The organism is uncultured Microbulbifer sp. (assembly GCF_947504145.1).
In the GTDB taxonomy this organism is placed as follows: Bacteria; Pseudomonadota; Gammaproteobacteria; order Pseudomonadales; family Cellvibrionaceae; genus Microbulbifer.
On the sequence record NZ_CANNGQ010000002.1, the window covers coordinates 44,698 to 67,114 of the forward strand.

Genomic DNA, 22,417 nt, shown 5'->3' on the forward strand with positions numbered 1-22,417 from the left:
AGTGTTGGGCTTTTCCGGTCCGCCTACTTCGGGGAAGTGGGCGGACTGAAGCCGGCCGGGAGTGCCTGCGGAATCTCAACCACTGCGTCTTGGGGAAGGCGCTGGCTACCACGGATTCCAGTTGCTAATTGCGAACGGGAGTGACTGTATCGTCTTTATTGGGAAAAACCAACACCCACCAGGCAGTTCCGCTCGCCAGGCAGTAGCCGATGATCGGGAGCCAGGTAGCGGCGGGCAGAATGGGCAGGGTTGCGGCGAGCAGTGCCAGTCGCATCAGCTCCCACTGTCGGCTGCGTGCCTCGCCGTCGAGGATGCGGCCATTGACCACCAGGCCGAGCACCAGCATCAGCACGAGCGCGGCGAGAACACCGTAGGAAAGGTCGCCGGCGCTGCCAAGCAGTAGCAGAGCGGCGCCGGAGAAGATCACATGTTGGGCCAGCGCGTACCAGCGCAGGCCGCGGCTGATCTGCGGGTCGAAGCGCTGGAAGTTGTCCAGGTCACCGCTGGCTACCGGCATCGCGGCTTCCGCATCTGCCGGGCGGTAGCCGGTGGCGCGGAACCACAGGGTGAGCTTTTCCTTCCAGCTTTTTGTATGTACCGCGTCCAGCCACATACGCCTGAAATGCTGCAGGTTGGCGGCCAGGGGGTCGAAGGTGTTGAGGGGTTTGCGCACACCATAGATGCACGGCTCTTCCGCGAGTTCTTCCTGATAGGTGCCGAACAGCCGATCCCACACAATCAGCACACCGCCGTAGTTACGGTCTACATACACCTTGTTCTGGGCGTGGTGCACCCGGTGGTTGGAGGGGGTGACGAGAATCCACTCCATCCAGCGGACTTTGGGGAATTTCTGCGTGTGGACCCAGAACTGATAGATCAGGTCGATGGCGCCAGCGGTGATCAGCACTTCCGGAGGCATGCCGATCAGCAGCAGCGGCAGGTAGAACATCCACCCCAGGGGCAGGAGATCGCTGGACTGGCGCAACGCGGTGGTGAGGTTGTAGTCCTCGCTCTGGTGGTGCACCACATGTTCCGCCCAGAAGATGTTGATCTCATGGTTGATGCGGTGCTTCCAGTAGTAGCAGAAATCGTACGCGAGTACCGCCAGCACCAGGTGCCAGGGGTTCTCCAGCGACCACTGAATACCGAGGCTCTGATAAGTCGGTTCCAGCCACTGATACAGTGGGATATACAGCAGCATCAGGATACCGACTTTCACCAGCCCGAGAATACGGCTCAGGATGCCGGCGCCGAGGCTGCCGATGGCGTCATTCAGCCGGTATAGACCCCAGCCACGCCAGCGGTCGAGCACCAGCTCAATCAACACGGCGAGAAGAAAAAACGGAATGGCAGCGGTGATGAGTCCCACAGGTACCTCGGCATTGTCGCTATTGTTATGGTTGTTCTTAATCGTAGTTCTGACCTCGCGGATAATGTTGCCACAGGCCGCGACGTGCACAATGTCCTGAAAGACCGGATTCCGAAATCCGTGAGACTTTTTCTGAAATAGACAGGAAACTCCCCATGATCAACGCCTATGCAGCCGAATCCGCCGGTGCGGAGCTCAAACCCTTTCGCTATGACCCGGGCGCTCTCAACCCCGGCCAGGTAGAAATCGCAGTGGACTACTGTGGCCTGTGCCACAGCGACCTGAGCGTGGTGAACAACGAGTGGGGTATGAGTGCCTACCCGCTGGTGCCGGGGCACGAAGTGGTGGGGCGCGTCGTAGCGCTGGGGGCCGGCGTCACGCACTTGAGCGCGGGGCAGCTGGTGGGTCTCGGCTGGCACGCCGGTTACTGCGGCCACTGCGGTGAATGCGATACCGGCAATCAGAACCTGTGCGCCCAAGCCCAGCCGACCATCATCGGCCACCACGGCGGATTTGCCGATAAGGTGCGTGCCAGTGCCGCCAGTGTGGTTGCCATCCCGGATGGCCTGGATCCCGCGGTGGTTGGTCCGTTGTTCTGTGCCGGTATCACCGTGTACAACCCGTTGGTGCAGTTTGATATCAAGCCCAACAGCCGTGTCGCGGTGATCGGCATTGGTGGCCTCGGTCATCTGGCGCTGCAATTCCTGAATGCCTGGGGCTGTGATGTAACCGCCTTTACCTCCAGCGACAACAAGCGGGACGAGGCACAAGCATTCGGTGCCCACCACACCCTGAGCAGTCGCGACCCGGAAGCGCTGAAAGCCGCTGCTGGCCAGTTCGATCTGATCCTCTCCACGGTCAACGTCAAGCTGGATTGGAATACCTACCTCACCACCCTCAAACCGCGCGGTCGATTGCACTTCGTTGGCGCTACCACCGCGCCGCTGGACCTCAACGTATTCAACCTGTTGATGTCGCAACGCCAGGTATCCGGCTCACCAGTAGGCAGCCCGGCCACCATCGCCGACATGCTGGCATTCGCCGCGCGTCACGGTATTGCGCCCAAGGTCGAGCCGTTCCCGATGAGCAAGGTCAATGAGGCCATTGCACATCTGGAAAGCGGCCAGGCCCGCTACCGGATTGTGCTGGAAGCGGGTAAATAAGTGGCCACAAAAAAGGCCGGCAAAAGCCGGCCAATCAAGGTGGGGGTGTCTCTTTACTTTGTTTGTTCAAAACAAAGAGAGGGTGAAGCGCTGTGTGTTAAGGGGCCGCTTCTGCCTCCAGGGTGACGCCGGAATAGGCGTTGTATCCGCGGATGCTGATATACCAAGTGCCCGCCTGAGGGCTGCTGATGCTGCAGCTCTCGTTGTTACCCCAGCGATAGGGGCGGCACTCGTAGTTGCTGGTGGTGGGCTGGGACCCGTAGCGTACGTAAAGGTCGCCATCACCGCTGCCGCCAGACATCACCACTTCCAGTGACGCCATGCCGCTATTGACGTCCAGGGTGAAGTGCTGCCAGCCACCGGCACTGCCGGAAACATTGGTTTCGGTCCAGCCGGTGGCGCCGCCACCACTACCGCCTTCATCAAAACTACCGGTCAGACTCACACCGGAGAAGCTGCTGTAGGCGCGTACCATCACATAGTAGGTGCCTGCCTGCACATTGCTGATGGTGCAGGTTTCGCTGTTGCCGTTCAGGTACGGGCGGCAGTCGTAAGCAGAGGTGGTCGGCTGGCTACCGTAGCGTACATACAGGTCGGCATCGCCGCTGCCACCGGACATCTGGAAGCTCAGGTTGGAGGCACCTGCCGGCACTTCCAGGGTGTAGAGCAGTTCCCCGCCGGTGCTTGCTGACAGGCCGGTTTCCGCAACGCCATTCGTGAGCTCGCCGTCACCGGGCTCCGGATCCGGGTTGCCGCCGCCATTGGCTGCATTGACTGCAGCCGCCGCATCGACGATACCGGTGCCGCACTGGCTGCAGGAACCGGGGAAGCTACGCGCGGTGTTTTTCAGGATGGATTCCACTTCGGTCGGGGTAATGCCGCTGTCCACGGCATACAGCAGCGCCGCCGCGCCCGCGACGTGCGGTGCCGCCATGCTGGTGCCCTGGTAGAAGGCGTAATTGTCACTGCCCGGGCCCTGGCTGCCGCTGTTCAGGGTAGACAGTACGCCGTTGGAGTTGGTCGAGGTTTCACCACCTGGTGCCGCCACGTCCACCACGCTGCCGTAGTTTGAGTAGTAAGCGCGGCTGCCCGCGCGGTTGGTGGATGCAACAGAAATCACGCCGGAACAGCTGGCCGGGCTGTAATTACCCGCGTTGGCGTTGGAGTTACCCGCAGCCACTACCACCGTGGCGCCGAGGCTCCGCGCTGTATTGATGGCGTTCTGGGTGGTGGTGTCGCAGCCACCGCCGCCGCCGAGGCTCAGGTTCAGTACCTGTGCCGGGTTGGCGTTGGCCGGCACGCCACTTACATTGCCACCAGCGCCCCAGATGATGCCGTCCGCGATATCCGAGGTATAACCACCACAGCGGCCCAGTACGCGGATGGGCACCACTTTGGCTTTGTAGGCGACGCCGGCCACGCCGGTGCCGTTGTTGGTCACCGCGGCAACGGTACCCGCCACGTGCGTGCCGTGCCAGCTACTGCTGCGCGCCGGTTGCCCGGCGCCACAGGCACCCGCGGGAGACCAGTCGCCAGGATCGCTGGCATCGGAATCGCGCCCGTTGCCGTCCTGGGCAACTGTAGTGTCGGAGATCATGTCGTAGCCGGGAAGGATATTGGCGTTCAGGTCCGCGTGCGGGCGGTAGCCGGTGTCGATCACACCCACCACAACCCCTTCACCCTGGGTGATATCCCAGGCGGTTGGCAGGTTCAGGCCGCCGGTGGCCTCAAAATAGTGCCACTGCTGGTTGTAGTTGCTGTCATTGGGGGTGGCCATGGGCTGCATCAGGCGGTCTGGCTCCGCGTATTCCACCTGCGGATCCTGTTGCAGGCGCGCGATGATCGCGTTCAGTTCTGATTTGCTCGCGCGCTTCTCCAGTTTCATCAACTGGGCGCCGGTAGCGAGCCGGCGCATATGCTTGAAGCGGTGGCCGGCGGTCTGCGCGGCACGGTCGAGAGCCGTCTGTGACATGGCCATGGAATTGGCGCCAGCGAGCGCACTTTTATATTTGACGATCACGCGGTCGGTGACAACTTCATCGGCTGCCACCGCCATGGCGGAAAGCTCCGGTTCCACTGCGTGAGTGGAAAAACTGGCGCCGAAGGACGCACAAAGTACAAGTGATGCAGCACCGAGCGCTGTACCGGGCCGTTTTTTGAATAACGCTGATAATTTCATTGTTGCGAAAATCTCCATAATTATTTTTATCGACGGAGCTGGGTAGAGCCGTCGCTAAACACCGCAAAAAAAATTCCTGGGCGGCGCCCCGGCATAGCACCGCAATTTTGTTGCGGAATTAATTGTCCGGGTCTTGGTTTAACGAGGAGAAATGTTTCGCCCACAAAGCGAAATCGGGACAACTCTTTGGAATTCGCGCCAAAATTAGCTGTTAACTGGTACGATCGTAACCCATTAGGAATTGCGTGTGATGGAAGTCTCGGCGGCTGGCATCAATTTGATTTTGGAGTGAGCGATTAAATTTCCTGCTTGAGGACCACCGGCGCTCGACGCATGGTGAGGATGAAACCTAACAAACCGAGGACAGGGCCGGGCAACAATAGCCAGACAGATTCGGGCCCGGTCAACTCGAACAGCGCGCTGATACCGGCGATCGAAACCACGGTGATGGCAAAGCCGATGGAATTTTGAATCGCCAGTGCTGAGCCCACCAGCTCCCGTGGGCAGGCAGTGGCGGAGAGAGCAGAAAATTGCGGTGAATCGGCGATAACCGTCGCTCCCCAGAAAAACAGTAAAGCTGCCAGCCAGATCGCGGGCAACTGATCCCAGAAGAGTACAAAAACCAGCGCGCAACTACCCGATGCCGCCAGTGCGCCGAGCGCAACCCGGGCGCTGCCGATTTTCCGTGACAGTATTCCACCAACAAGACAGCCCACCGCGCCAATGGCGATAATGCCGAACGATAATCCGGCAACGCCGAGTCCGGGAAAAACGTCGAACAATGCCGTACTGGAAACCAGTAGCGGCACCATCGCCCAGAACGCATAGAGCTCCCACATATGCCCGAAATATCCCCACGCAGCCGCGCGAAATTCCGGGATGCGAAAGGCCAGCAGAACAGCGGGTCGGGTAAAAACAGAGCGTTGCTGCGTTTGGGTGTTTTTACGCGCGGGTTGCGGAAGGTGCGGGCCGTCACCAAGTCGATAGATCAGTACCGCCGCGATCACCGCCAACAGTGAAGAAGTACTGATAATCCATTGCCACGGCAACCCGGCGCCCACTTCCCGTAGCCCGTGCGGCAGTGCGGTACCGAGTGTCAGCATTGCCACCAGCTGTGCCAGCGCTGCACCGGCGCGCTCGGGCGCCCAACTCACCACCAGTTTCATGCCCATGGGATAAATGCCTGCGAGGCAAATGCCCACAAGAAAGCGGTATACCAGCGCGCTGTTCAATCCGTCGGACAACCAGGCAAAGCAGGCATTGAAAAATGCACCGGTAAGCGCGCTGACGATAAAAATTTGGCTCGCACGATAGCGGTCGGCGATGCCACCGAGGGCGAGCAACAGAGTGCCGAGGATAAACCCGCCCTGTACCGCGTTGGTCAGCCACCCGATATCGGTGGCAGTAACCTGCCAGCGAAGTGCAAGATCATCCGCCGCACTGTTGGCACTGAACCAAAGTGAGGTGCCGAGTAGTTGTGCAGCAGCGATGATGGTGATCGGACTGAAAATTCGCATGAAAAGGGTAACTGTTTTTTAGGTTGTGATGCGGCGCGTTTGCGCGCGGTGAAAATCAGTCACCATCCAGCCGCTTATTTTTTGCCTCAATCCAGCGGCTCATAAATTCCTCGGCGCGATGCTCGGTACGCTGGAGGATGCGACCCCAGATATTTCGGTTGCGATGGCTATCCAGGTCGGCCGCGATACTTTCCAGGCGCTCGATAAATTTGCTGGCGTGCTGTGTGTGGGAAAAGCCAGAAGCAAGCGCCCGCGCACCGGCATCGCGTACGATTTTCCAGTCGTTTTCATTCTGGTAAACGCGTGCGACGATTTCTGCAAAATGATCGGGGTCTTCCGTCAGCGGGTAGCCCCAGGTATCGCCTGGTGCCATCGATTCTGCGCCAACGGGTGTAGTGATGGTCGGCGTGCCGGACAGCCATCCATCCAGAATCTTGCCTTTCTGCCCAGCGCCAAAACGCAGCGGTGCGAGGTTCAGTCGATAGCGGGAAAGTGTCTCCAGTGCATCGTCGGTGCGGCCGATAATACGCAGTCCCACTTTCGGATTGTGAAAACGCTGCATCGCGTGATCGGCATAGGCGCCGTACACATGGCATTCGACACCGGGCAGTAGTGTGTGCAGCTTGGGCCAGATTGCTTCCGCGAACCAGGCAACCGCATCGCGATTGGGGGCGTGCTTGAAGCCCCCGATCATCGCCAGGTGTTGGCGCTCGGCGAAGTTGGGTGTTGAGTTTATGTCGGGAATCTCGCGCACAAGAAATGGCAGATGGTGCAGCTGCCAGTCCGGCAGGCAGAAGTGCTGTTTCAGCAGCTCTACCTCAACCTGGGAAATCATAATGGTGAGGTCGCAGCGCGCCATGGCCGCGATTTCGCGCTCGGCACTGGGGTGGAAAAGATTTACCGGCTGGCCAGATTTTAGCGCCTGATGTCGCGCCTCGCGCAGGCTGTGAAAATCGCTGGTGTCCAGAACCGTCATCGCGTGCGGACACTGTTCTCGCACCCGCCAGCCGAATTGCTCTTCCATCATAAAACGGTCGTAAATCACCAGCGTCGGATTCAGTGCGCGTACCCAGCCATCAAAGCTGGATTCATTGACTTCAATCTGGTGTTCGCCGTAACCGGTGCTTGCCTGAAACGGCGTGGGCTGGGCGGGGCTACCAATTTCAATCTGATAGCCCGCTTCGTTCAGCAGGTCGAGAATATCGAGCGTGCGCCTGCCGGCCGCTGTGGAAGCCGGTTCGGGCCACTGCTTGGCAATCAGCAGCGCGCACTTTGTATTGGTCTTGGTTGGGCTCTTGATAAGCGTATCGGGGGACATCTGGGGACTATTCGATGTTTTGCACCTGCTCCCGCATCTGTTCGATCAGCACCTTCAATTCCACTGCGGCCTGAGTGGTATCGGTAACCACTGCTTTGGATGAAAGCGTATTCGCCTCGCGGTTAAATTCCTGCATCAGAAAATCCAGGCGGCGTCCGATGGGGCCGCCGTTCTTGAGCACGCGGCGGGTTTCGGTGATATGGGCGTCCAGGCGGTCGAGCTCTTCGTCTACGTCGGCTTTCTGCGCCAGGATGGCGATTTCCTGTTCGATTCGGTCTTTGTCGATTTCTTCCAGCAGCTCTTCCAGGCGGGTTTTCAATTTTTCGCGCTGGTTTTGCAGAATTTGCGGTAGTAATGCGCGCACGGTGGTGACCTGTTCGCTGATGCCTTTAATGCGCGCCTCGATAAATCCGGCGAGTTCAGCGCCTTCTCTTTCCCGGTTGTCTGCGACCTGCGTCAGGGCCTGCTTGAAGCCTTCCAGAATGGCATTGGCCTGTTCATCCGCATCGGTTTCCGGTTCGGCGATGACACCTGGCCACTTGAGGATTTCCAGCGGGTTCAAGGAGAGGCTGTCACTTGCGGGCGCCACCAGCTCCGCGGCTTTGACCAGCTGTTCGGCCAGTGCCTGATTGACCTCGATCGCTGCGACTTCGCCGCTATTGGTCTTCAGGTTCAACGTCATTTCCACCTTGCCGCGGTTGAGGGACTTGCGCAGCACCTCTCGCAGTTTGGGCTCCAGCGCGCGGGCGGCTTCCGGCAGGCGGAAGTGAGGCTCCAGATAGCGATGATTGACGGAGCGCATCTCCCACACCGCGGTGCCGCTGGAGTAGTTGACTTCCGCGCGCCCGAAGGCGGTCATGCTGCGCACTTTGTTGTTGGCCATACTGCCGTGCTCCAGTAATGCTTGATGATGAAATAGGTGGTGGAAAAAGAGCGGCAAAGCATAGCACAGGGTGATTGTGTGCTTTGATGGCTATAATGCCGGACCCTGAAAGTTAACTCTCACATTTCCCTAGATTAGAGGTGCAATATGCAGCGACCCAGCGGCCGCAAACCGGAGCAACTGCGCGATGTGCGCATCACTCGTAACTACACCCGTCATGCCGAAGGTTCGGTACTGGTGGAGTTTGGCGACACCAAGGTGCTGTGTAATGCGTCGGTGACGGCGGAAGTGCCGCGCTTTCTGCGCGGCCAGGGCAGTGGCTGGATTACCGCGGAATACGGCATGCTGCCCCGTTCCACCGGTTCCCGCATGGGCCGTGAGGCAGCGCGTGGTAAACAGGGCGGGCGCACTGTAGAAATTCAGCGTCTTATCGGCCGCTCCCTGCGCGCGGCGGTCGATATGAAAGCTCTGGGCGAGCACCAGATCACCCTCGATTGCGACGTGATTCAGGCCGACGGCGGCACGCGCACGGCGTCCATTACCGGCGCCTGCGTGGCCCTGGTGGATGCGATCCGCTATATGCAGCGGGAGAAAATGATCGCGACCGACCCCCTGAATAATATGGTGGCAGCGATTTCCGTCGGTATTTACAAGGGCGAAGCAGTGCTGGACCTGGATTATCCGGAAGACTCCAATGCCGATACCGATATGAACCTGGTGATGGCGGAAGACGGCGGCATGATCGAAGTACAGGGCACTGCGGAAGGCGTTCCATTTACCGAACATCAGTTTGCCGAGATGCTGGCGCTGGGCAAGGCCGGGATCAAGGAACTGATCGAGTTGCAGAAGAAAGCGCTGGCCGAATAATTAAGCCCAACAATTAAAGCAACGAAACCGAATAAAAAGAAACCGGCGTGTTTTTCCTTCAGCGATGGTGGGGTCTCGCCGGTTTTGTCGTAGTCTTCTCTCTCGCTTGGGTCAGATCTGACGCCAAGTTTGATAACAAGGATAGTGAGAGAGCCGATGAACCGACGTTACCTGGCTTCCATCCTTGCAGTGTTGCTGATCGGTAGCGCACACGTATTTGCACAGGAAACCCCGCAAGAAGCCCCCGCAAGAACCCTGCACAAGCACTATCAGGAGCCCGAAGAGGGCGACAAGCCTTCTCCGAACGGCAATATTGCGCCGCGCCTGCAGAATCTCGGTAAACACACCTTCCCGGTGAGTTGTGCCTCGGAAAAGGGCCAGCTGTATATCAATCAGGCGATGAACCTGACTTATGCCTTCAACCATGCGGAAGCGGGTCGCTCCTTTCGCGAGGCTGCGCGGCTGGATCCGAATTGCGCCATGGCTTACTGGGGGCAGGCGCTGGTGCTGGGCCCCAACATCAATGCGCCGATGGATCAGGAAGCGGAGCCCAAAGCGCGGGAACTGGCACTTAAAGCGAAATCGTTGAGCAAGGGCCTCGACGCGCGCGAGCGGGCACTGATCGAAGCGCTGACCCATCGATATACCGGTGATCCCGCTGATCGTGGCGAGGCCGATAAAAAATACGCCGCGGCCATGGCAAAGGTGGCCAAACAGCATCCCGAAGACCTGGATATTGCGACGCTTTATGCGGAGTCGATGATGGATCTGCGGCCTTGGAATTACTGGATGCGTGATGGCACGCCGCACGAGGGCACTGAAGAGATCGTAACTCTGCTCGAGCAGGTGATGGAGAAAAACTCGAAACACCCCGGGGCATTACACCTCTACATACATCTCATTGAGCCCACCAACAATCCGGCGCGTGCGGAGAAAGCGGCGGACAACTTGCAGGGCCTGATGCCCGGCGCCGGGCACATTGTGCACATGCCTGCACATATCTTTCAGCGGGTAGGACGCTACGCGGATTCGGTAAAGGCGAATGAGCGGGCGATCGCCGCGGATGAAGATTACATCTCCCAGTGCCGCGCCCAGGGCCTCTACCCGATGGCTTACTACCCGCACAATGTCCATTTCCTGTGGTTTGCCAATACGGCCCTGGGACGCAGCGCCGCGGCCATTGATGCCGCGAACAAAACCGCAGAACAGATTTCCGATGAAACCCTCGAGGCAATGCCGCTCCTGGCTGGCTTCCGTGTGCTCCCCTACTGGTCCCTCGCGCAATTTGGCAAGTGGGATCAGGTACTGGCTCTGCCGGCGCCACCCGATGATCCGTTTCTACAGGTCGCCTGGCACTATGTGCGCGGTCTGGCTTTTATCGGTAAAGGACAGCTCAAACAGGCACGGACTGAGCTGGAGCAGGTGCAGAAACTCGCCGACGATCCAGCACTGGAATATGCGATGTTTTCGCCCAACAGCGCCAAACAGATTATGGCGATTGCCCCGGAAGTACTCGCTGGTGAGCTGGCCGCTGCGGGCAAGGACTACGATACGGCGATCAACCATCTGAGCCGCGCGGTCAGACTAGAGGATGGACTGGTGTATACCGAGCCGACGGAGTGGCACTACCCACCGCGCCTGACACTGGGTGCGGTGTTGCTGGAGGCGGGGCGACCGGACGAGGCGGAAACCATTTATTGGCAGGATCTGGATCGTCGCCCTGAGAACGGCTGGGCGCTCTTCGGATTGGCCGAAGCGCTGCGTGCGCAACACAAAACAGAGGAAGCCGCATTGATTGATGCCCGCTTTAAGCAAGCCTGGCAGGATGCGGATGTGAAGCTGAAGAGCACCCGCTTTCGCTAATTGCAGAAACGAAAAAGGGCACAGTGACCGGCAGTCGCTGCGCCCTTTTATTGAATACGCCGAAAAATCAGACTTCCAGATCGTAATCCATGATCACCGGCAGGTGGCTGGAGAAGCTGACGTTCTTGTTGATGGCGCCGTATTCGATCTTGTTTTTTAACGTCTGGGAGACGATCTGCATATCCGTACGCCAGCCGTCGCCCTGTCCTACTTCACCGCTCGGCCACCAGGTAAACTCATCGGCGTCTTTCACGATGCGGCGGAAGGCGTCTACATACCCGATATCGTTGAACAACTGGTCGAGCCAGCGCTGCTCGTGGCGCATAAAGCCGGGGGTGTCCTGGTGATCCTGCCAGTTTTCCACATCCGCGCGGCGGTGGGCCATGCCCCAGTTACCGCAGAAAATAAAGTCGCGGCGTTTGCGGCTGATCTTGGCCAGGTGGGCCTGCATGTCGTCGAAAAACTGCACCTTGGTTTCCAGCGAGGCTTCGTCGGTGGCCACCGGAGCCAGCAGTGAGCCTACGCTCAGGCGTTCGAAGTCCGCCTGCAGGTAGCGGCCATACATATCCACACCGTTGGCGAAGCCCATACCGTAGATCAGCGCTTTCGGCTGGGCACGGGTATAGATGGCGACGCCATTTTCATGGGGCGTACCAGAATCAAAGAAATAGCTGTAGTAACCGTCTGGATGGAAGATGGGGTGATCCAGCTCCGGCTCCAGTGAGCGCAGATCCTGCAGACAGATGATGTCCGCGTCCTGATCTGACAGCCAATCGTACAGTCCGCGCTGTGCAGCCTGGTGCACACCGTCTACGGACAAACTCACTATTCGCATTATTAGCCCCTTACCAGCGGACTGTGTAAAATTGCAGTCGTTATTCGTCTGAACATTTTTTCGATTGCCGCTCCCCGTTCCTTGGGGACCTTCCTTCACCTTAGCCAATAGTTATCAAATTGCCATGCAGCAGTACCAGCGCGACTTTATCCAACTGGCCCTGGAGCACGATGTGCTCTGTTTCGGGGATTTTACGCTGAAATCTGGGCGCCAAAGCCCTTATTTCTTCAATGCCGGCCGATTCCACAGCGGTGCGGCGCTCGCCGCGCTGGGCAATGCCTATGCTGAGGCGATTATTGCCTCTGGAGTGGAGTTTGATGTCATCTTCGGGCCGGCCTATAAAGGCATCCCGCTGGGAGCGGTAACCGCAGTGGCATTGGCGCAGAAAGGCGTAGATAAACCCTTCTGTTACAACCGGAAAGAGGCCAAGGACCACGGCGAGGGCGGAACCTTAGTGGGTGCGCCGCTTAAAGGCAAGGTTTTGATTATTGATGATGTAATAACTGCCGGTACCGCGGTGCGTGAGGTGATGCAGATCATCAACGCCCAGGGCGCGGAGCCCGCCGGTGTAGTCATCGGCCTGAACCGCCAGGAAAAGGCGAATGACGACACGGATCTCTCCGCTATCCAGCTGGTAGAGCAGGAATACAGCATTCCTGTGATCGGCATTGTGGAACTGGATGATATTATTTCTTATCTTAAGTCCGAGGCTGCCAGCGAAACGCTGTTGCAGCAGATCATCGACTACCGGCAGCGTTATGGCGTGCGCGCTGAGGATTAACAGCCTCTGCTCGTCATAGTTCTACCGGGGCGCTAACGGATGAGTGCTTCAGGTCAAAATTTAAGCGATGTACTGAATAGACAAGAAGAGGCAGGCTTGAAAACCGCAATTGCGCTGGCAATGGCCGGCGCCCTACTGACATTGGATGTCGGCGCTGCAGGACAGGAGTGGGATGGCAAGAAGCTGTACCGCTATACCAACGAACACGGCGTACAGGTGCTGGACGACGTGGTGCCTCCTCGTTATGTCGCGAGTGGCTACGAGGTGCTGACCTCTACCGGGCGGATTCTGGAAGTGGTTGAACCGGAGCTGACGGGTAAGGAGCTGGCGGAGAAGCAGCGTCGCGAGGCGCAGATGGCTGTCGACCTGCAGCTCCTGAAGCGCTACAACAGCGTTGCCGACATCGAATCCGCGCGTAAGCGCAAGCTTGCCATCGTGCAGCAGGATATGGCGATCCTGCGCTCCAATATGACCTCCCTGAGCCGCCAGATCGAAAGCGAAGAGTCCGCGGCGGCGCGCACCCAGCGCAACGGCGGCACCGTATCCCCAGAGCTTTTGGAGCGGATCGAGAACCTGCGTAAAGAAGTGGCGGTGGTCGGCGAACGCCTGTCGGTGCGGGAAAAAGAGGCAGTGATGATCGACAGCGAATTTGATCAGGCGGCCAGTCGCTATCAGGAAATCGCCGGCAATTAAGCCGGCTATCCGTTTTTCTTACCCCTGCGCAGTCAGCGCACTTTCCCTGAAGAACCCTGCCACCAGTACCGGCCACTGCTCTGTCCAGTGTTCGGTGGGTTTGCGTTTGAAGCCACTGCGCACGTACTGCACGATGCGGCCCTCAGCGCTGGCCAGCAGCAGGTTGGCTGCGGCGGTCAGCGGGATTGCAGGGCGCAGCTGCTCACGCAGTTCCGCTTCGCGCAGAATCTGCTTGAGCTGGGTTTCCAGGCGATCGAACAGCTGCAGGATGCGGCCGTGCAGGCGCTCGGTTTCGCCGGTGAGGGCGTCGCCGGTAAGCAGGCGGGTGATGCCGGGGTTGCGTTCGCAGAAGGCGAGCAGCAGGTGCAGAATCTTCTGGCAGCGGGCCAGGGCACTGGGCTCGTCCTGCATGATGAGCTTGATACGGCTGAAGATGGTTTCTTCAATGAACTCGATCAGCCCTTCAAACATCTTGGATTTGCTGGGGAAGTGGCGGTAAAGCGCCGCCTCGGAAAAACCCACCTCTTTGGCCAGGGCGGCGGTGGTGATGCGGGCGCCGGGGCTGGCTTCCAGCATGTGGGCAAGCGCCTGCAGGATCTGCTGGCGTCGATTGATTTTTTCGCTGCTCATGAACTGCCTTTACCCGGAATATTCAGCCGGGACCTGATTTTGTTGTTGCGCCCGTTGTTGGCTCTCGTTGCCAGGCGTTTCAGCGTTTGTGATGGGGTGTCAGAAGCCCGTTTTTTTGTCGCTGAAGAGATGTCGCTGAAAAGCGCGTGGTCCGGCGCCAGAATCGTAACGATTCGGCGCCATCACATCAATTGTTAGTGATCGTTAACACCGGTTCTGTGACCCGTGTCACGTGGGTTTTCGCTCAATCTGCGTCCACGTTGGTGTCAAAACTGCTGTTGCTGATAAGGGTGCCGACACCGGTGTCGGTAAAGATTTCCAGTAGTACCGCGTGGGGGACGCGGCCGTCGATGATATGCGCTGAGGTCACACCCGCCTTCACCGCATCCAGGGCGCAGGCAATCTTCGGCAGCATGCCGCCATAGATGGTGCCGTCGGCGATCAGGCCGTCCACTTCCAGGGTGGAGAGACCGGTGAGTACCTCACCTTCCTTATCCTGCAGGCCCGCTACATTGGTGAGCAGCATGAGCTTTTCCGCCTTCAGGTATTCGGCGATTTTGCCGGCAACCAGATCGGCATTGATGTTGTAGGATTCGCCGTTCTTGCCCACGCCAATGGGCGCGATCACCGGGATAAAGTCGCTGTTGATCAGCATATCGATGACGCCGGTGTCCACACTGTCCACTTCACCCACGTGGCCGATATCGATGATTTCAGACGCGTGCAAGCCGGCGGTATCTTCTTGCTGGTCTTTGCGACGCAGCTTTCTCGCGCGGATCAGCAGGCCATCCTTGCCGGTGACACCCACAGCGCGGCCGCCGTTTTTGTTGATCAGATTGACGATCTGTTTGTTCACGGTGCCGCCGAGCACCATTTCCACCACGTCCATGGTCTCGCCATCGGTCACGCGCATGCCATCTACGAAGCGCGATTCGATATTGAGCTTGCTCAGCAGGTCGCCGATCTGCGGGCCACCGCCGTGTACCACTACCGGGTTCATGCCCACCAGCTTCATCAGGATCACATCGCGGGCGAAGCTGTTTTGCAGTTTTTCGTCCACCATGGCGTTACCGCCGAATTTGACCACCACGGTCTTGCCGATAAAGCGCTGGATATATGGCAGCGATTCGTTAAGAACCTGAGCAACGCGCAGGGCGGATTTCTGATCCAGGGACATAGCGTTTTCCTTACTGCTGAATAAAGGGTCGATCAGCCTGGCAGAACCAGGGTGCGGTCGATTTTCTGAAGTTGAGCGGCAACCTGGTTGCGGATACGCGCGAGCGCGGCTTCGTCGTCGGCCTCAAAGCGCAGGGTCAGTGCCGCAGTGGTGTTGGAGGCGCGGACCAGACCCCAGCCATCGGCAAACTCGATACGCAGGCCGTCGATGGTATTCAGGTCTGCCTGGTCGAACTTGCCCTCGCTGCGCAGCTTTTCGATCAGAGCGAACTTGTCACCCTCTGCGACCGGTAACAGGATTTCCGGGGTATTCACCATCTGTGGGAGGGATTCGATCAGTTCGTCCAGGGTCTGCTCGCGCAGCGCCATGATTTCCAGGATTCGCGCGGCCGCATAGATACCGTCGTCGAAGCCGTACCAGCGGTCCTTGATGAAAATATGCCCGGAGAGCTCGCCGCCGAGCAACGCACCGGTTTCCAGCATTTTTTCTTTCATCGGCGCGTGCCCGGTTTTCCACATCACCGGGCGGCCGCCGTACTGGGTCACCAGGTTGGCCAGCGCGCGGGTACTCTTCACGTCGAATACGATATCCGAGCCCGGATTGCGCGCGAGAATATCCCGCGCCAGCAACATCACCAGCTGATCCGCCCACACGATGCGGCCACTGCCGGTAATCAGGGTGACGCGGTCGCCGTCTCCGTCCAGGGCAATACCCAGGTCGGCGCCCTCGCCTGTCACTGCAGCGATCAGGTCCTGGAGGTTTTCCGGGCGGGACGGGTCCGGCGCGTGATTGGGGAAGTTGCCATCCACTTCACAGTAGAGGGTTTCCACTGCGCAACCCAGCTGCTCGAACAGTTCCGGAGCCAGCTCAGAAGTAGCGCCATTGCCGGCATCGACGACGATGCGCGGTTGCCCGGCCAGGGCGACGTCATTGAAAATCTCGTCGATATAGGTATCGCGAATATCCTGGCGGCTGTTGCTGGCTTCGCCGCTGGCGAACTGGCCGGACTGCATCAGCGCGCGCAGTTCATGGAGTTTGTCGTCCGCCAGTGGGCGGCCGTTCATTACGATTTTGAAGCCGTTGTATTCGGCAGGGTTGTGGCTGGCGGTCACCATCACACCGCTATTGGCGTTCTTGCCCTTGGCGCAGGCGAAATAGAGCACCGGTGATGGCACCAGGCCCAGGTCCACCGCGTTACAGCCACTCTCCAGAATCCCTTCGATCAGGCAGTCCCGCAGCAGCTCACTGCTGTTGCGACCATCGCGGCCGACCAATAGCAGTTTCTCGCCAGAGCGCAGGGCCACGGTGCCCAGGGCCCGCCCCAATTGATAGGCAAAGGGTTCGTTGATTTCTTCTCCGGCAATGCCGCGAATATCGTAAGCGCGGAAGACATGCTCTGGAATTTCCGTGCTCGGGGTGCGCATCAGGTCGTCGCGGGAGGTCTCCTCGACCTTGGGGGCAGCAGCCGCAGCGGTCGACACGGCAACGGCGGGCGGGGTGTCTTTTTTCGGGGCCGGCGACTTTTCCAGGTCGCTCTTGCTCAGACCTTTTTTCGCCGGCGCGCGGCCATTGCGGGAAGATTTTTCCCAGGGCGCAGCGCCGCCGTCTGCCGGAAGCATTTTCCACAGTGCAAACAGAGTACCCAGCAGGCCGATAACAGCCAGCCCGTATATCCAGCTGGCAGGAATGCTGTGATCCGCGGCGAACGCCGCAGAGGGAGTAAAGGAAACTTTCAGGTAGGAGCCCTTAACCGGCGCACTGGCCGCCTCGCCACCGCTGGCGCCTGTGGATGAAGTCCACAGGCTGCGGGGCGGGCCGTCGGGAAACTGCTGATTGATCTGGATGGTGCCCACGCTCTGGTCCAGAGCAGACAGCGCGCGCTCGAAGTCCGCGAATGGCTGGCTGGCCAGAAGTGCGCCACCGGCTTCCGCACGGGCGCTGTAGAGGCGCCACTGATCGTCACTGCCGCGTAGGAACTCCGGCTGCTGCGCCTTCTCCAGGCTGCGCTTGGCGAGGTCGACGAGAGCGAAGTCCAGCGGTGGATTTCCCGCGCCTACCTGCAGCTGGTCCGGAGTAAAAAACTGCAGAGACATTTGCCCCGCGGCAATTGCCGTGGTGGATTTCTGCGGAGTTTTCAGTGCGGTCAGCGCTTGCTGGCGCTGTGTAAAAAAGCCGCCCAGCTGCTGCGCATGGCGGTTTGCCACCTGCTGTGCGGCCGTGTGTACACTGCTGGCGTTGCGTCCCTCGATGACGTTGCTCATCAGCAGGTGTGCCCCGCCGAGCCAGATGGCAGCGGCCAGCAGCACAGGCAGGCTCAGCCCGCTGTGCCACAGGGGTTTTCTTTCCGTTTGAATGTGTGAAGCCACGACTTGTTCAGTCTCCCAGTCTTCCCAGACCAGCCCCCGGACCGGTTCAGTATTTTCTGAATCTTGTGTGTTGTTTGGTTATTTGTTTTATCTATTCTGCGCTCGGGAATGCCCGGGCCGCGATCAATCCAATCAGCTGTGTTGCCAGCTCTGTTTTCAGTGCCGCCGGCAGCAACTGTTCACCATTGTCGTCGATTAAAATGACCTGATTGCGGTCGCTGTTAAAGCCGCCTTCCGGATTGCTCACATCGTTGGCGATGATCATGTCGAGATTTTTCCGCGCGAGTTTTCCTCTCGCGTGTTCAGCAACCTTTTCTGTTTCCGCAGCAAAACCCACAACAAACGGACGTTTGCTGGTGCGCCCCGCAATGGCGGCGACAATATCCGGGTTTTTCACCAGTTGCAGCACATCGCTGTCGCTGCCGTCTTCCTTCTTGATCTTCTGGTTGGCGACCACCGCGGGGCGAAAATCCACCACGGCGGCGGCGGCGATAAACAGGTCGCTGTCATCGGCGGCATCTTCGGCCGCCTTGTGCATATCTTCCGTGCTGACCACATCTACCCGGTTGACCCCGGCGGGCGTCTCCAGCCGCACCGGCCCGGCGATCAGGGTGACCTCGGCGCCAGCGCGCGCGGCGGCCGCGGCAATGGCAAAGCCCATTTTCCCGGAACTGTGGTTGCTCAGGTAGCGCACCGGGTCCAGCGCCTCGCGGGTGGGGCCGGCGGTAATGGCGACTTTCTTACCCTTGAGTACCTGTTCCGGTGCGATGGTGTTGATCAGCCCATCCACAATATCCAGCGGCTCCAGCATGCGCCCGGGACCCACGTCGCCACAGGCCTGGCTGCCGGCGTCAGGCCCCAGCAGGGTCGCACCGCGGCTCTGTAGTGTCTGCGCATTGGCCTGGGTAGCCGGGTGGCGCCACATGGCCTGGTTCATGGCCGGGGCCAGTACCAGTGGTGCTTCGGAGGCCAGGCACAGGGTGCTGAGCAGGTCGTCGGCCATACCCGCAGCAAGCCTGGCCATCACGCTGGCACTGGCAGGAGCGATCAGAATCACGTCGGCCCACTTGGCCAGCTCGATATGCCCCATGGCCGCCTCGGCGGCCGGGTCCAGTAAATCGGTGTGTACCGGATTGCCGGAAAGCGCCTGAAAGGTGAGCGGTTTTACGAACTCGCGGGCGCCCGCGGTCATCACCACGCGTACGGTGGCGCCGCGATCCTGGAGCCTGCGTACCAGGTCGGCGCTTTTATAGGCGGCAATACCGCCGGTAACGCCAAGCAGTATCCGTTTGTCGGCCAGAGAGGGCATATTCTGTGGTTCCGGAACTCTGAGAGCGCGTAAGATTACCATCTTAGCGCCGGTGGCAATACGGCCCACGGATAGCTAGTCGGGGCTTGCAGGGGAAGCGAGCGTTTACTTTGACTGAATAGTATTACCCACGGAGGGGAAATGGCGATTACGGACTGGCCCGCGGAAGAGCGCCCGCGCGAGAAGTTACTGGCGAAGGGGGCGGCGGCGCTGTCGGATGCGGAGCTGCTGGCAATCTTCCTGCGCACCGGGTTGCGGGGCGTATCGGCGGTGGACCTGGCGCGGCAGCTACTGGCCGACTTCGGCGGGCTGCGGCCGCTGCTGGAGGCGGAGCGCAAAGCCTTCTGTGCGGGCAAGGGGCTGGGAGATGCCAAGTTTGTGCAACTGCAGGCCGTTCTCGAAATGGGCCGACGCCATCTGGCAGAGGATCTGAAACGCTCCGACGCGCTCACCAGCCCCCAGGCTGTGCGTGACTACCTGTCCGCCCAGCTGCGCCACCGTACCCGGGAAGTGTTCTGCTGCCTGTTCCTCGACAGTCAGCACCGGGTGATCGCCTATGAAGAGTTGTTCGAAGGTACCCTGAACGCCGCCAGCGTGTATCCTCGGGAAGTGGTACAGGCCGCGCTGGCCAAAGGCGCCGCCGCCGTGATCCTGGCGCACAACCACCCCTCGGGAGTGAGTGAGCCCAGCCAGGCAGACATCCACATCACCGCGCGGTTGAAAGATGCGCTGGCGCTGGTGGATATCCGGGTGCTGGACCACCTGATTGTCGGCGAGGGCGCCGGGTGCTCGTTTGCAGAGCGGGGTCTTATCTGACCCCCGACTCAAAATGGCCGTCCAGACAGCAAAAAAGCTGGTTAAAACTTGCCCCCTATAGGGTGTTCTGGTATAAAACGCCGCTCTTTGCGGCCGGGCTAGATTCTGTACAGATCCTGCGGTCGCGCTGGAACCGAATTTTGCACCTGCCCCGCCGCCGCGCTGAGGGCACGAGAGAGTTAAAGAGGCTAATCAGATGTCCAAGGTATGTCAGGTAACCGGCAAGCGCCCGGTAACCGGAAACAACGTTTCTCACGCCAAGAACCGCACCAAGCGTCGCTTCGTGCCGAACCTGCAGTCCCACCGTTTCTGGGTGGAAGCAGAGAAGCGCTTTGTGAAACTGCGTGTATCCACTAAAGGTATGCGTATTATCGATAAGAAAGGTATCGATACCGTTTTGGTTGAGCTGCGCAAGCGCGGCGAGAAAGTTTAATTGCTGCCGTAGCAGCAGATCGGAGATAGAACAATGCGTGACAAGATTCGCCTGAATTCCAGCGCCGGTACCGGCCACTTCTACACCACTGACAAGAACAAGCGCAACATGCCTGAGAAAATGGAGATCAAAAAATACGATCCCGTTGCTCGCAAGCACGTTATGTACAAGGAAGGCAAAATCAAGTAATTGATAGTCTTGCTAGTTCGCAAAAAAGCCCGGTTTTCCGGGCTTTTTTGTGCGCGGAGCGCAGATAAATGCCTGAACTACCAGAAGTAGAAACGACAAAGCGCGGTCTGGCTCCCCACTTGGAGGGGCGTAAGGTCAAGCTGTGTGAAATCCGCCAGCACCGCCTGCGCTGGCCGGTGGACGGAGATTTTGCAGAGATAATTCGGGGCGCCCGTATCCAGCGCCTGGATCGCCGCGCCAAATATTTGCTGGTGGAAACCGACAAAGGCCTCGCCATCTGGCACCTGGGTATGTCCGGCAGCCTGCGTATTGTCGATGGCAAACTGCCGCCGGAAAAACACGATCATATCGACTGGCTCCTCGACAGCGGCCAGCGCCTGCGCTTCCACGATCCTCGCCGTTTTGGCGCCCTGCTGTGGACCACCGAAGACATTGCCGAGCACGAACTCATCGCCCACCTGGGCCCAGAGCCCCTGAGTGACGACTTCGACAGCGACTACCTGTTCATTACCTCCCGCAACCGCAAAGCTCCTGTAAAAACTTTCATCATGGACGGCCGTATCGTCGTCGGCGTTGGCAACATCTACGCCAGTGAAGCCCTGTTTATGGCTGGCATCCGCCCGCAAACCCCCGCCGGCAAAATTTCCCGCGCGCGCTACGAGCGTCTGGTGGAAGCCATCAAAACCGTACTCGCCGCTGCCATCGAGCAGGGCGGCACCACGCTAAAGGACTTCGTCGGCGGCGACGGCAAACCCGGCTACTTTGCTCAGCAGCTGAACGCTTACGGTCGGGGAGGTCAGCCCTGCCCCCGCTGCCCCGGCACCATCCGCGAACAAATCATCGGCCAGCGCAACACCTTCTTTTGTCCCCGCTGCCAACGCTGATTGGGAATTCGTTGTCACTTACCCTAAGTTTGAGACCGATATTCTCATCGGACCCAAACCCATGATTATGATGTTGCCTTTCCTCACTGCAGTCATCTCTGCCTGGTTTACCTGGCGGGGCCACCGCGGTACCGCCATGGTCTGGTGGGGAATTACCGCGGCGATCTATGTTGCCTGGTGCTTCTACCATATGACCTCTTCGCTGAATATTTCCCTGTGATTCTCATTGTGAAAGGTATGCCATGATCCACCATCTATTTGGCCTGCGCCGCTGGACCGATTGCCTCAATGCCCTCGCCCTGCTGGGAATCAGTGGTGTGCTCTGGTTTGCTTTTGCCTGGCAGATTGTGCTGCACGAACTCCCCTGTCCGCTGTGCCTCTTGCAGAGAGTGGCGTTTGCCATGGCCGGTATCGGATTGATGTTGAACGTCTGTTTCGGCAGCCGTCCGGCGCACTACGGTATTGCGTTGTTGTCCGCGCTCGCCGGCATGGTGTCTTCCGCACGCCAGGTACTTTTGCATATCGCCCCCGGTGACCCGGGTTTCGGGTCCCCGTTTCTCGGCCTGCATTTTTACACCTGGGCGCTAATCGCGTTTTTTGCGCTGGGGCTTTTTCTGGGTGGGTTGTTGTTGCTGGATCAGATGAAACTGAAAGAAGCCGCCGATGTGCCGCGCGCGCCGGGGTGGTTGGGAAAGTTGGCGGTTTACAGTTTTCTGGCGATTTTACTGGTCACTGTAATTTCCACGTTGTTGGAGTGTGGCTTCGGGCCCTGCCCGGATGACCCGACGAACTATCTGTGGTTGCCGGGGTAGTACATCATACGGGTGAAGTCAGCTTGAGCCCGATAATTCCCGCAACGATCAATCCGATGCACAGAACGCGCGGCAGTGCGGTAGATTCAGAAAACAGCACGATGCCGAGAATGGCCGTTCCCACTGCGCCGATACCGGTCCACACCGCGTAACCTGTGCCCACGGGAATCGTCTTCAGTGCCTGGGCGAGAAAATAGAAGCTCGCGATCATGGTGATGATCGTGAGTGCACTGGGCAGGGGTTTGCTGAATCCCTGCGTGTATTTGAGGCCGATTGCCCAGCCTACTTCCAGCAGCCCGGCAATCAGCAATAGAAACCATGGATTGGCCACGG

General features: G+C 59.2%; 22 protein-coding genes. 11 read left to right on the forward strand and 11 right to left on the reverse strand.

Features of this window, described 5'->3' with window-relative positions; all coding sequences use genetic code 11:
• Positions 1–124: 124 nt before the first annotated feature.
• Positions 125–1,369 carry a sterol desaturase family protein gene (locus Q1A74_RS06725; protein ID WP_299593970.1) on the reverse strand — a complete coding sequence of 415 codons (1,245 nt, stop codon included), beginning with the start codon at positions 1,367–1,369 and terminating at the stop codon, positions 125–127.
• 155 nt (positions 1,370–1,524) lie between these two features.
• On the opposite strand from Q1A74_RS06725, the gene Q1A74_RS06730 reads away from it, so the two are divergent.
• A complete protein-coding gene (locus tag Q1A74_RS06730; RefSeq protein ID WP_299593972.1) occupies positions 1,525–2,532 on the forward strand; it encodes an NAD(P)-dependent alcohol dehydrogenase in 1,008 nt (335 codons plus the stop codon).
• Positions 2,533–2,629: 97 nt separating this feature from the next.
• On the opposite strand, the gene Q1A74_RS06735 is transcribed toward Q1A74_RS06730, so the two are convergent.
• The 4 genes from Q1A74_RS06735 to Q1A74_RS06750 form a co-directional block, all read right to left on the reverse strand.
• Positions 2,630–4,588, reverse strand: a complete 1,959-nt coding sequence (locus Q1A74_RS06735) for a S8 family peptidase (RefSeq protein WP_299593974.1) — start codon at positions 4,586–4,588, stop codon at positions 2,630–2,632.
• 419 nt (positions 4,589–5,007) lie between these two features.
• The gene (locus Q1A74_RS06740; protein ID WP_299593976.1) at positions 5,008–6,228 is read right to left on the reverse strand and encodes an MFS transporter; all 1,221 of its coding nucleotides are present in this window, start codon (positions 6,226–6,228) and stop codon (positions 5,008–5,010) included.
• A 55-nt stretch (positions 6,229–6,283) separates the two neighbouring features.
• Positions 6,284–7,546: a glycosyltransferase gene (locus Q1A74_RS06745; RefSeq protein ID WP_299593978.1), complete on the reverse strand. Its 1,263-nt coding sequence runs from the start codon at positions 7,544–7,546 to the stop codon at positions 6,284–6,286.
• A 7-nt stretch (positions 7,547–7,553) separates the two neighbouring features.
• The gene (locus Q1A74_RS06750; RefSeq protein ID WP_299593980.1) at positions 7,554–8,429 is read right to left on the reverse strand and encodes a YicC/YloC family endoribonuclease; all 876 of its coding nucleotides are present in this window, start codon (positions 8,427–8,429) and stop codon (positions 7,554–7,556) included.
• 147 nt (positions 8,430–8,576) lie between these two features.
• Between Q1A74_RS06750 and rph the strand changes: the two genes are divergently transcribed.
• Both rph and Q1A74_RS06760 read left to right on the forward strand, forming a co-directional pair.
• On the forward strand, positions 8,577–9,296 hold the full coding sequence (gene rph, locus Q1A74_RS06755; RefSeq protein ID WP_299593982.1) for a ribonuclease PH: 720 nt from the start codon (positions 8,577–8,579) through the stop codon (positions 9,294–9,296).
• Positions 9,297–9,452: 156 nt separating this feature from the next.
• Positions 9,453–11,159, forward strand: a complete 1,707-nt coding sequence (locus Q1A74_RS06760; protein ID WP_299593984.1) for a hypothetical protein — start codon at positions 9,453–9,455, stop codon at positions 11,157–11,159.
• 67 nt (positions 11,160–11,226) lie between these two features.
• Here Q1A74_RS06760 and Q1A74_RS06765 read toward each other — a convergent pair whose 3' ends face one another.
• Positions 11,227–11,994: an exodeoxyribonuclease III gene (locus tag Q1A74_RS06765; protein WP_299593986.1), complete on the reverse strand. Its 768-nt coding sequence runs from the start codon at positions 11,992–11,994 to the stop codon at positions 11,227–11,229.
• A gap of 124 nt (positions 11,995–12,118) precedes the next feature.
• Between Q1A74_RS06765 and pyrE the strand changes: the two genes are divergently transcribed.
• Both pyrE and Q1A74_RS06775 read left to right on the forward strand, forming a co-directional pair.
• Positions 12,119–12,775 (forward strand): orotate phosphoribosyltransferase, encoded by a 657-nt coding sequence (pyrE, locus tag Q1A74_RS06770; protein ID WP_299595564.1) that lies wholly within the window; start codon positions 12,119–12,121, stop codon positions 12,773–12,775.
• Between the two features lie 96 nt (positions 12,776–12,871).
• Positions 12,872–13,468, forward strand: coding sequence for a hypothetical protein (locus Q1A74_RS06775; RefSeq protein ID WP_299593988.1), 597 nt, complete (start codon positions 12,872–12,874; stop codon positions 13,466–13,468).
• Positions 13,469–13,486: 18 nt separating this feature from the next.
• Here Q1A74_RS06775 and slmA read toward each other — a convergent pair whose 3' ends face one another.
• The 4 genes from slmA to coaBC form a co-directional block, all read right to left on the reverse strand.
• Positions 13,487–14,098, reverse strand: coding sequence for a nucleoid occlusion factor SlmA (gene slmA, locus Q1A74_RS06780; protein WP_043319938.1), 612 nt, complete (start codon positions 14,096–14,098; stop codon positions 13,487–13,489).
• 244 nt (positions 14,099–14,342) lie between these two features.
• Positions 14,343–15,275 carry an acetylglutamate kinase gene (argB, locus tag Q1A74_RS06785; protein WP_299593993.1) on the reverse strand — a complete coding sequence of 311 codons (933 nt, stop codon included), beginning with the start codon at positions 15,273–15,275 and terminating at the stop codon, positions 14,343–14,345.
• 32 nt (positions 15,276–15,307) lie between these two features.
• On the reverse strand, positions 15,308–17,641 hold the full coding sequence (locus Q1A74_RS06790; protein ID WP_299593995.1) for a phosphomannomutase/phosphoglucomutase: 2,334 nt from the start codon (positions 17,639–17,641) through the stop codon (positions 15,308–15,310).
• 91 nt (positions 17,642–17,732) lie between these two features.
• Positions 17,733–18,950, reverse strand: a complete 1,218-nt coding sequence (gene coaBC / locus Q1A74_RS06795; protein ID WP_299593997.1) for a bifunctional phosphopantothenoylcysteine decarboxylase/phosphopantothenate--cysteine ligase CoaBC — start codon at positions 18,948–18,950, stop codon at positions 17,733–17,735.
• 141 nt (positions 18,951–19,091) lie between these two features.
• Here coaBC and radC point away from each other — a divergent pair, with 141 nt between their 5' ends.
• The 6 genes from radC (at position 19,092) to Q1A74_RS06825 (ending at position 22,084) form a co-directional block, all read left to right on the forward strand.
• A complete protein-coding gene (gene radC, locus Q1A74_RS06800) occupies positions 19,092–19,766 on the forward strand; it encodes a DNA repair protein RadC (RefSeq protein ID WP_299593999.1) in 675 nt (224 codons plus the stop codon).
• 196 nt (positions 19,767–19,962) lie between these two features.
• Positions 19,963–20,199: a 50S ribosomal protein L28 gene (gene rpmB, locus Q1A74_RS06805; RefSeq protein ID WP_161856954.1), complete on the forward strand. Its 237-nt coding sequence runs from the start codon at positions 19,963–19,965 to the stop codon at positions 20,197–20,199.
• 33 nt (positions 20,200–20,232) lie between these two features.
• Positions 20,233–20,388 carry a 50S ribosomal protein L33 gene (gene rpmG / locus Q1A74_RS06810; RefSeq protein WP_043319942.1) on the forward strand — a complete coding sequence of 52 codons (156 nt, stop codon included), beginning with the start codon at positions 20,233–20,235 and terminating at the stop codon, positions 20,386–20,388.
• A gap of 68 nt (positions 20,389–20,456) precedes the next feature.
• A complete protein-coding gene (mutM, locus tag Q1A74_RS06815) occupies positions 20,457–21,272 on the forward strand; it encodes a bifunctional DNA-formamidopyrimidine glycosylase/DNA-(apurinic or apyrimidinic site) lyase (RefSeq protein ID WP_299594003.1) in 816 nt (271 codons plus the stop codon).
• A 61-nt stretch (positions 21,273–21,333) separates the two neighbouring features.
• The gene (locus Q1A74_RS06820; RefSeq protein WP_299594005.1) at positions 21,334–21,492 is read left to right on the forward strand and encodes a DUF5993 family protein; all 159 of its coding nucleotides are present in this window, start codon (positions 21,334–21,336) and stop codon (positions 21,490–21,492) included.
• 22 nt (positions 21,493–21,514) lie between these two features.
• On the forward strand, positions 21,515–22,084 hold the full coding sequence (locus Q1A74_RS06825; RefSeq protein WP_299594007.1) for a disulfide bond formation protein B: 570 nt from the start codon (positions 21,515–21,517) through the stop codon (positions 22,082–22,084).
• Between the two features lie 4 nt (positions 22,085–22,088).
• Here the strand turns inward: Q1A74_RS06825 and sugE are convergent, their stop codons facing one another.
• Complete coding sequence (sugE, locus tag Q1A74_RS06830) at positions 22,089–22,415, reverse strand: quaternary ammonium compound efflux SMR transporter SugE (protein WP_299594009.1); 327 nt, start codon at positions 22,413–22,415, stop codon at positions 22,089–22,091.
• Between the last annotated feature and the right edge of the window lie 2 nt (positions 22,416–22,417).

Excerpts from the sequence above, each read along its gene's own strand:
- Q1A74_RS06730 (WP_299593972.1), top strand. The coding sequence starts at position 1,525 with ATGATCAACGCCTATGCAGCCGAATCCGCCGGTGCGGAGCTCAAACCC.
- Q1A74_RS06735 (WP_299593974.1), bottom strand. The coding sequence starts at position 4,588 with ATGGCGGTGGCAGCCGATGAAGTTGTCACCGACCGCGTGATCGTCAAA.
- Q1A74_RS06740 (WP_299593976.1), bottom strand. The coding sequence starts at position 6,228 with ATGCGAATTTTCAGTCCGATCACCATCATCGCTGCTGCACAACTACTC.
- Q1A74_RS06745 (WP_299593978.1), bottom strand. The coding sequence starts at position 7,546 with ATGTCCCCCGATACGCTTATCAAGAGCCCAACCAAGACCAATACAAAG.
- Q1A74_RS06750 (WP_299593980.1), bottom strand. The coding sequence starts at position 8,429 with ATGGCCAACAACAAAGTGCGCAGCATGACCGCCTTCGGGCGCGCGGAA.
- rph (WP_299593982.1), top strand. The coding sequence starts at position 8,577 with ATGCAGCGACCCAGCGGCCGCAAACCGGAGCAACTGCGCGATGTGCGC.
- Q1A74_RS06760 (WP_299593984.1), top strand. The coding sequence starts at position 9,453 with ATGAACCGACGTTACCTGGCTTCCATCCTTGCAGTGTTGCTGATCGGT.
- Q1A74_RS06765 (WP_299593986.1), bottom strand. The coding sequence starts at position 11,994 with ATGCGAATAGTGAGTTTGTCCGTAGACGGTGTGCACCAGGCTGCACAG.
- pyrE (WP_299595564.1), top strand. The coding sequence starts at position 12,119 with ATGCAGCAGTACCAGCGCGACTTTATCCAACTGGCCCTGGAGCACGAT.
- slmA (WP_043319938.1), bottom strand. The coding sequence starts at position 14,098 with ATGAGCAGCGAAAAAATCAATCGACGCCAGCAGATCCTGCAGGCGCTT.
- argB (WP_299593993.1), bottom strand. The coding sequence starts at position 15,275 with ATGTCCCTGGATCAGAAATCCGCCCTGCGCGTTGCTCAGGTTCTTAAC.
- coaBC (WP_299593997.1), bottom strand. The coding sequence starts at position 18,950 with ATGCCCTCTCTGGCCGACAAACGGATACTGCTTGGCGTTACCGGCGGT.
- radC (WP_299593999.1), top strand. The coding sequence starts at position 19,092 with ATGGCGATTACGGACTGGCCCGCGGAAGAGCGCCCGCGCGAGAAGTTA.
- rpmB (WP_161856954.1), top strand. The coding sequence starts at position 19,963 with ATGTCCAAGGTATGTCAGGTAACCGGCAAGCGCCCGGTAACCGGAAAC.
- rpmG (WP_043319942.1), top strand. The coding sequence starts at position 20,233 with ATGCGTGACAAGATTCGCCTGAATTCCAGCGCCGGTACCGGCCACTTC.
- mutM (WP_299594003.1), top strand. The coding sequence starts at position 20,457 with ATGCCTGAACTACCAGAAGTAGAAACGACAAAGCGCGGTCTGGCTCCC.
- Q1A74_RS06820 (WP_299594005.1), top strand. The coding sequence starts at position 21,334 with ATGATTATGATGTTGCCTTTCCTCACTGCAGTCATCTCTGCCTGGTTT.
- Q1A74_RS06825 (WP_299594007.1), top strand. The coding sequence starts at position 21,515 with ATGATCCACCATCTATTTGGCCTGCGCCGCTGGACCGATTGCCTCAAT.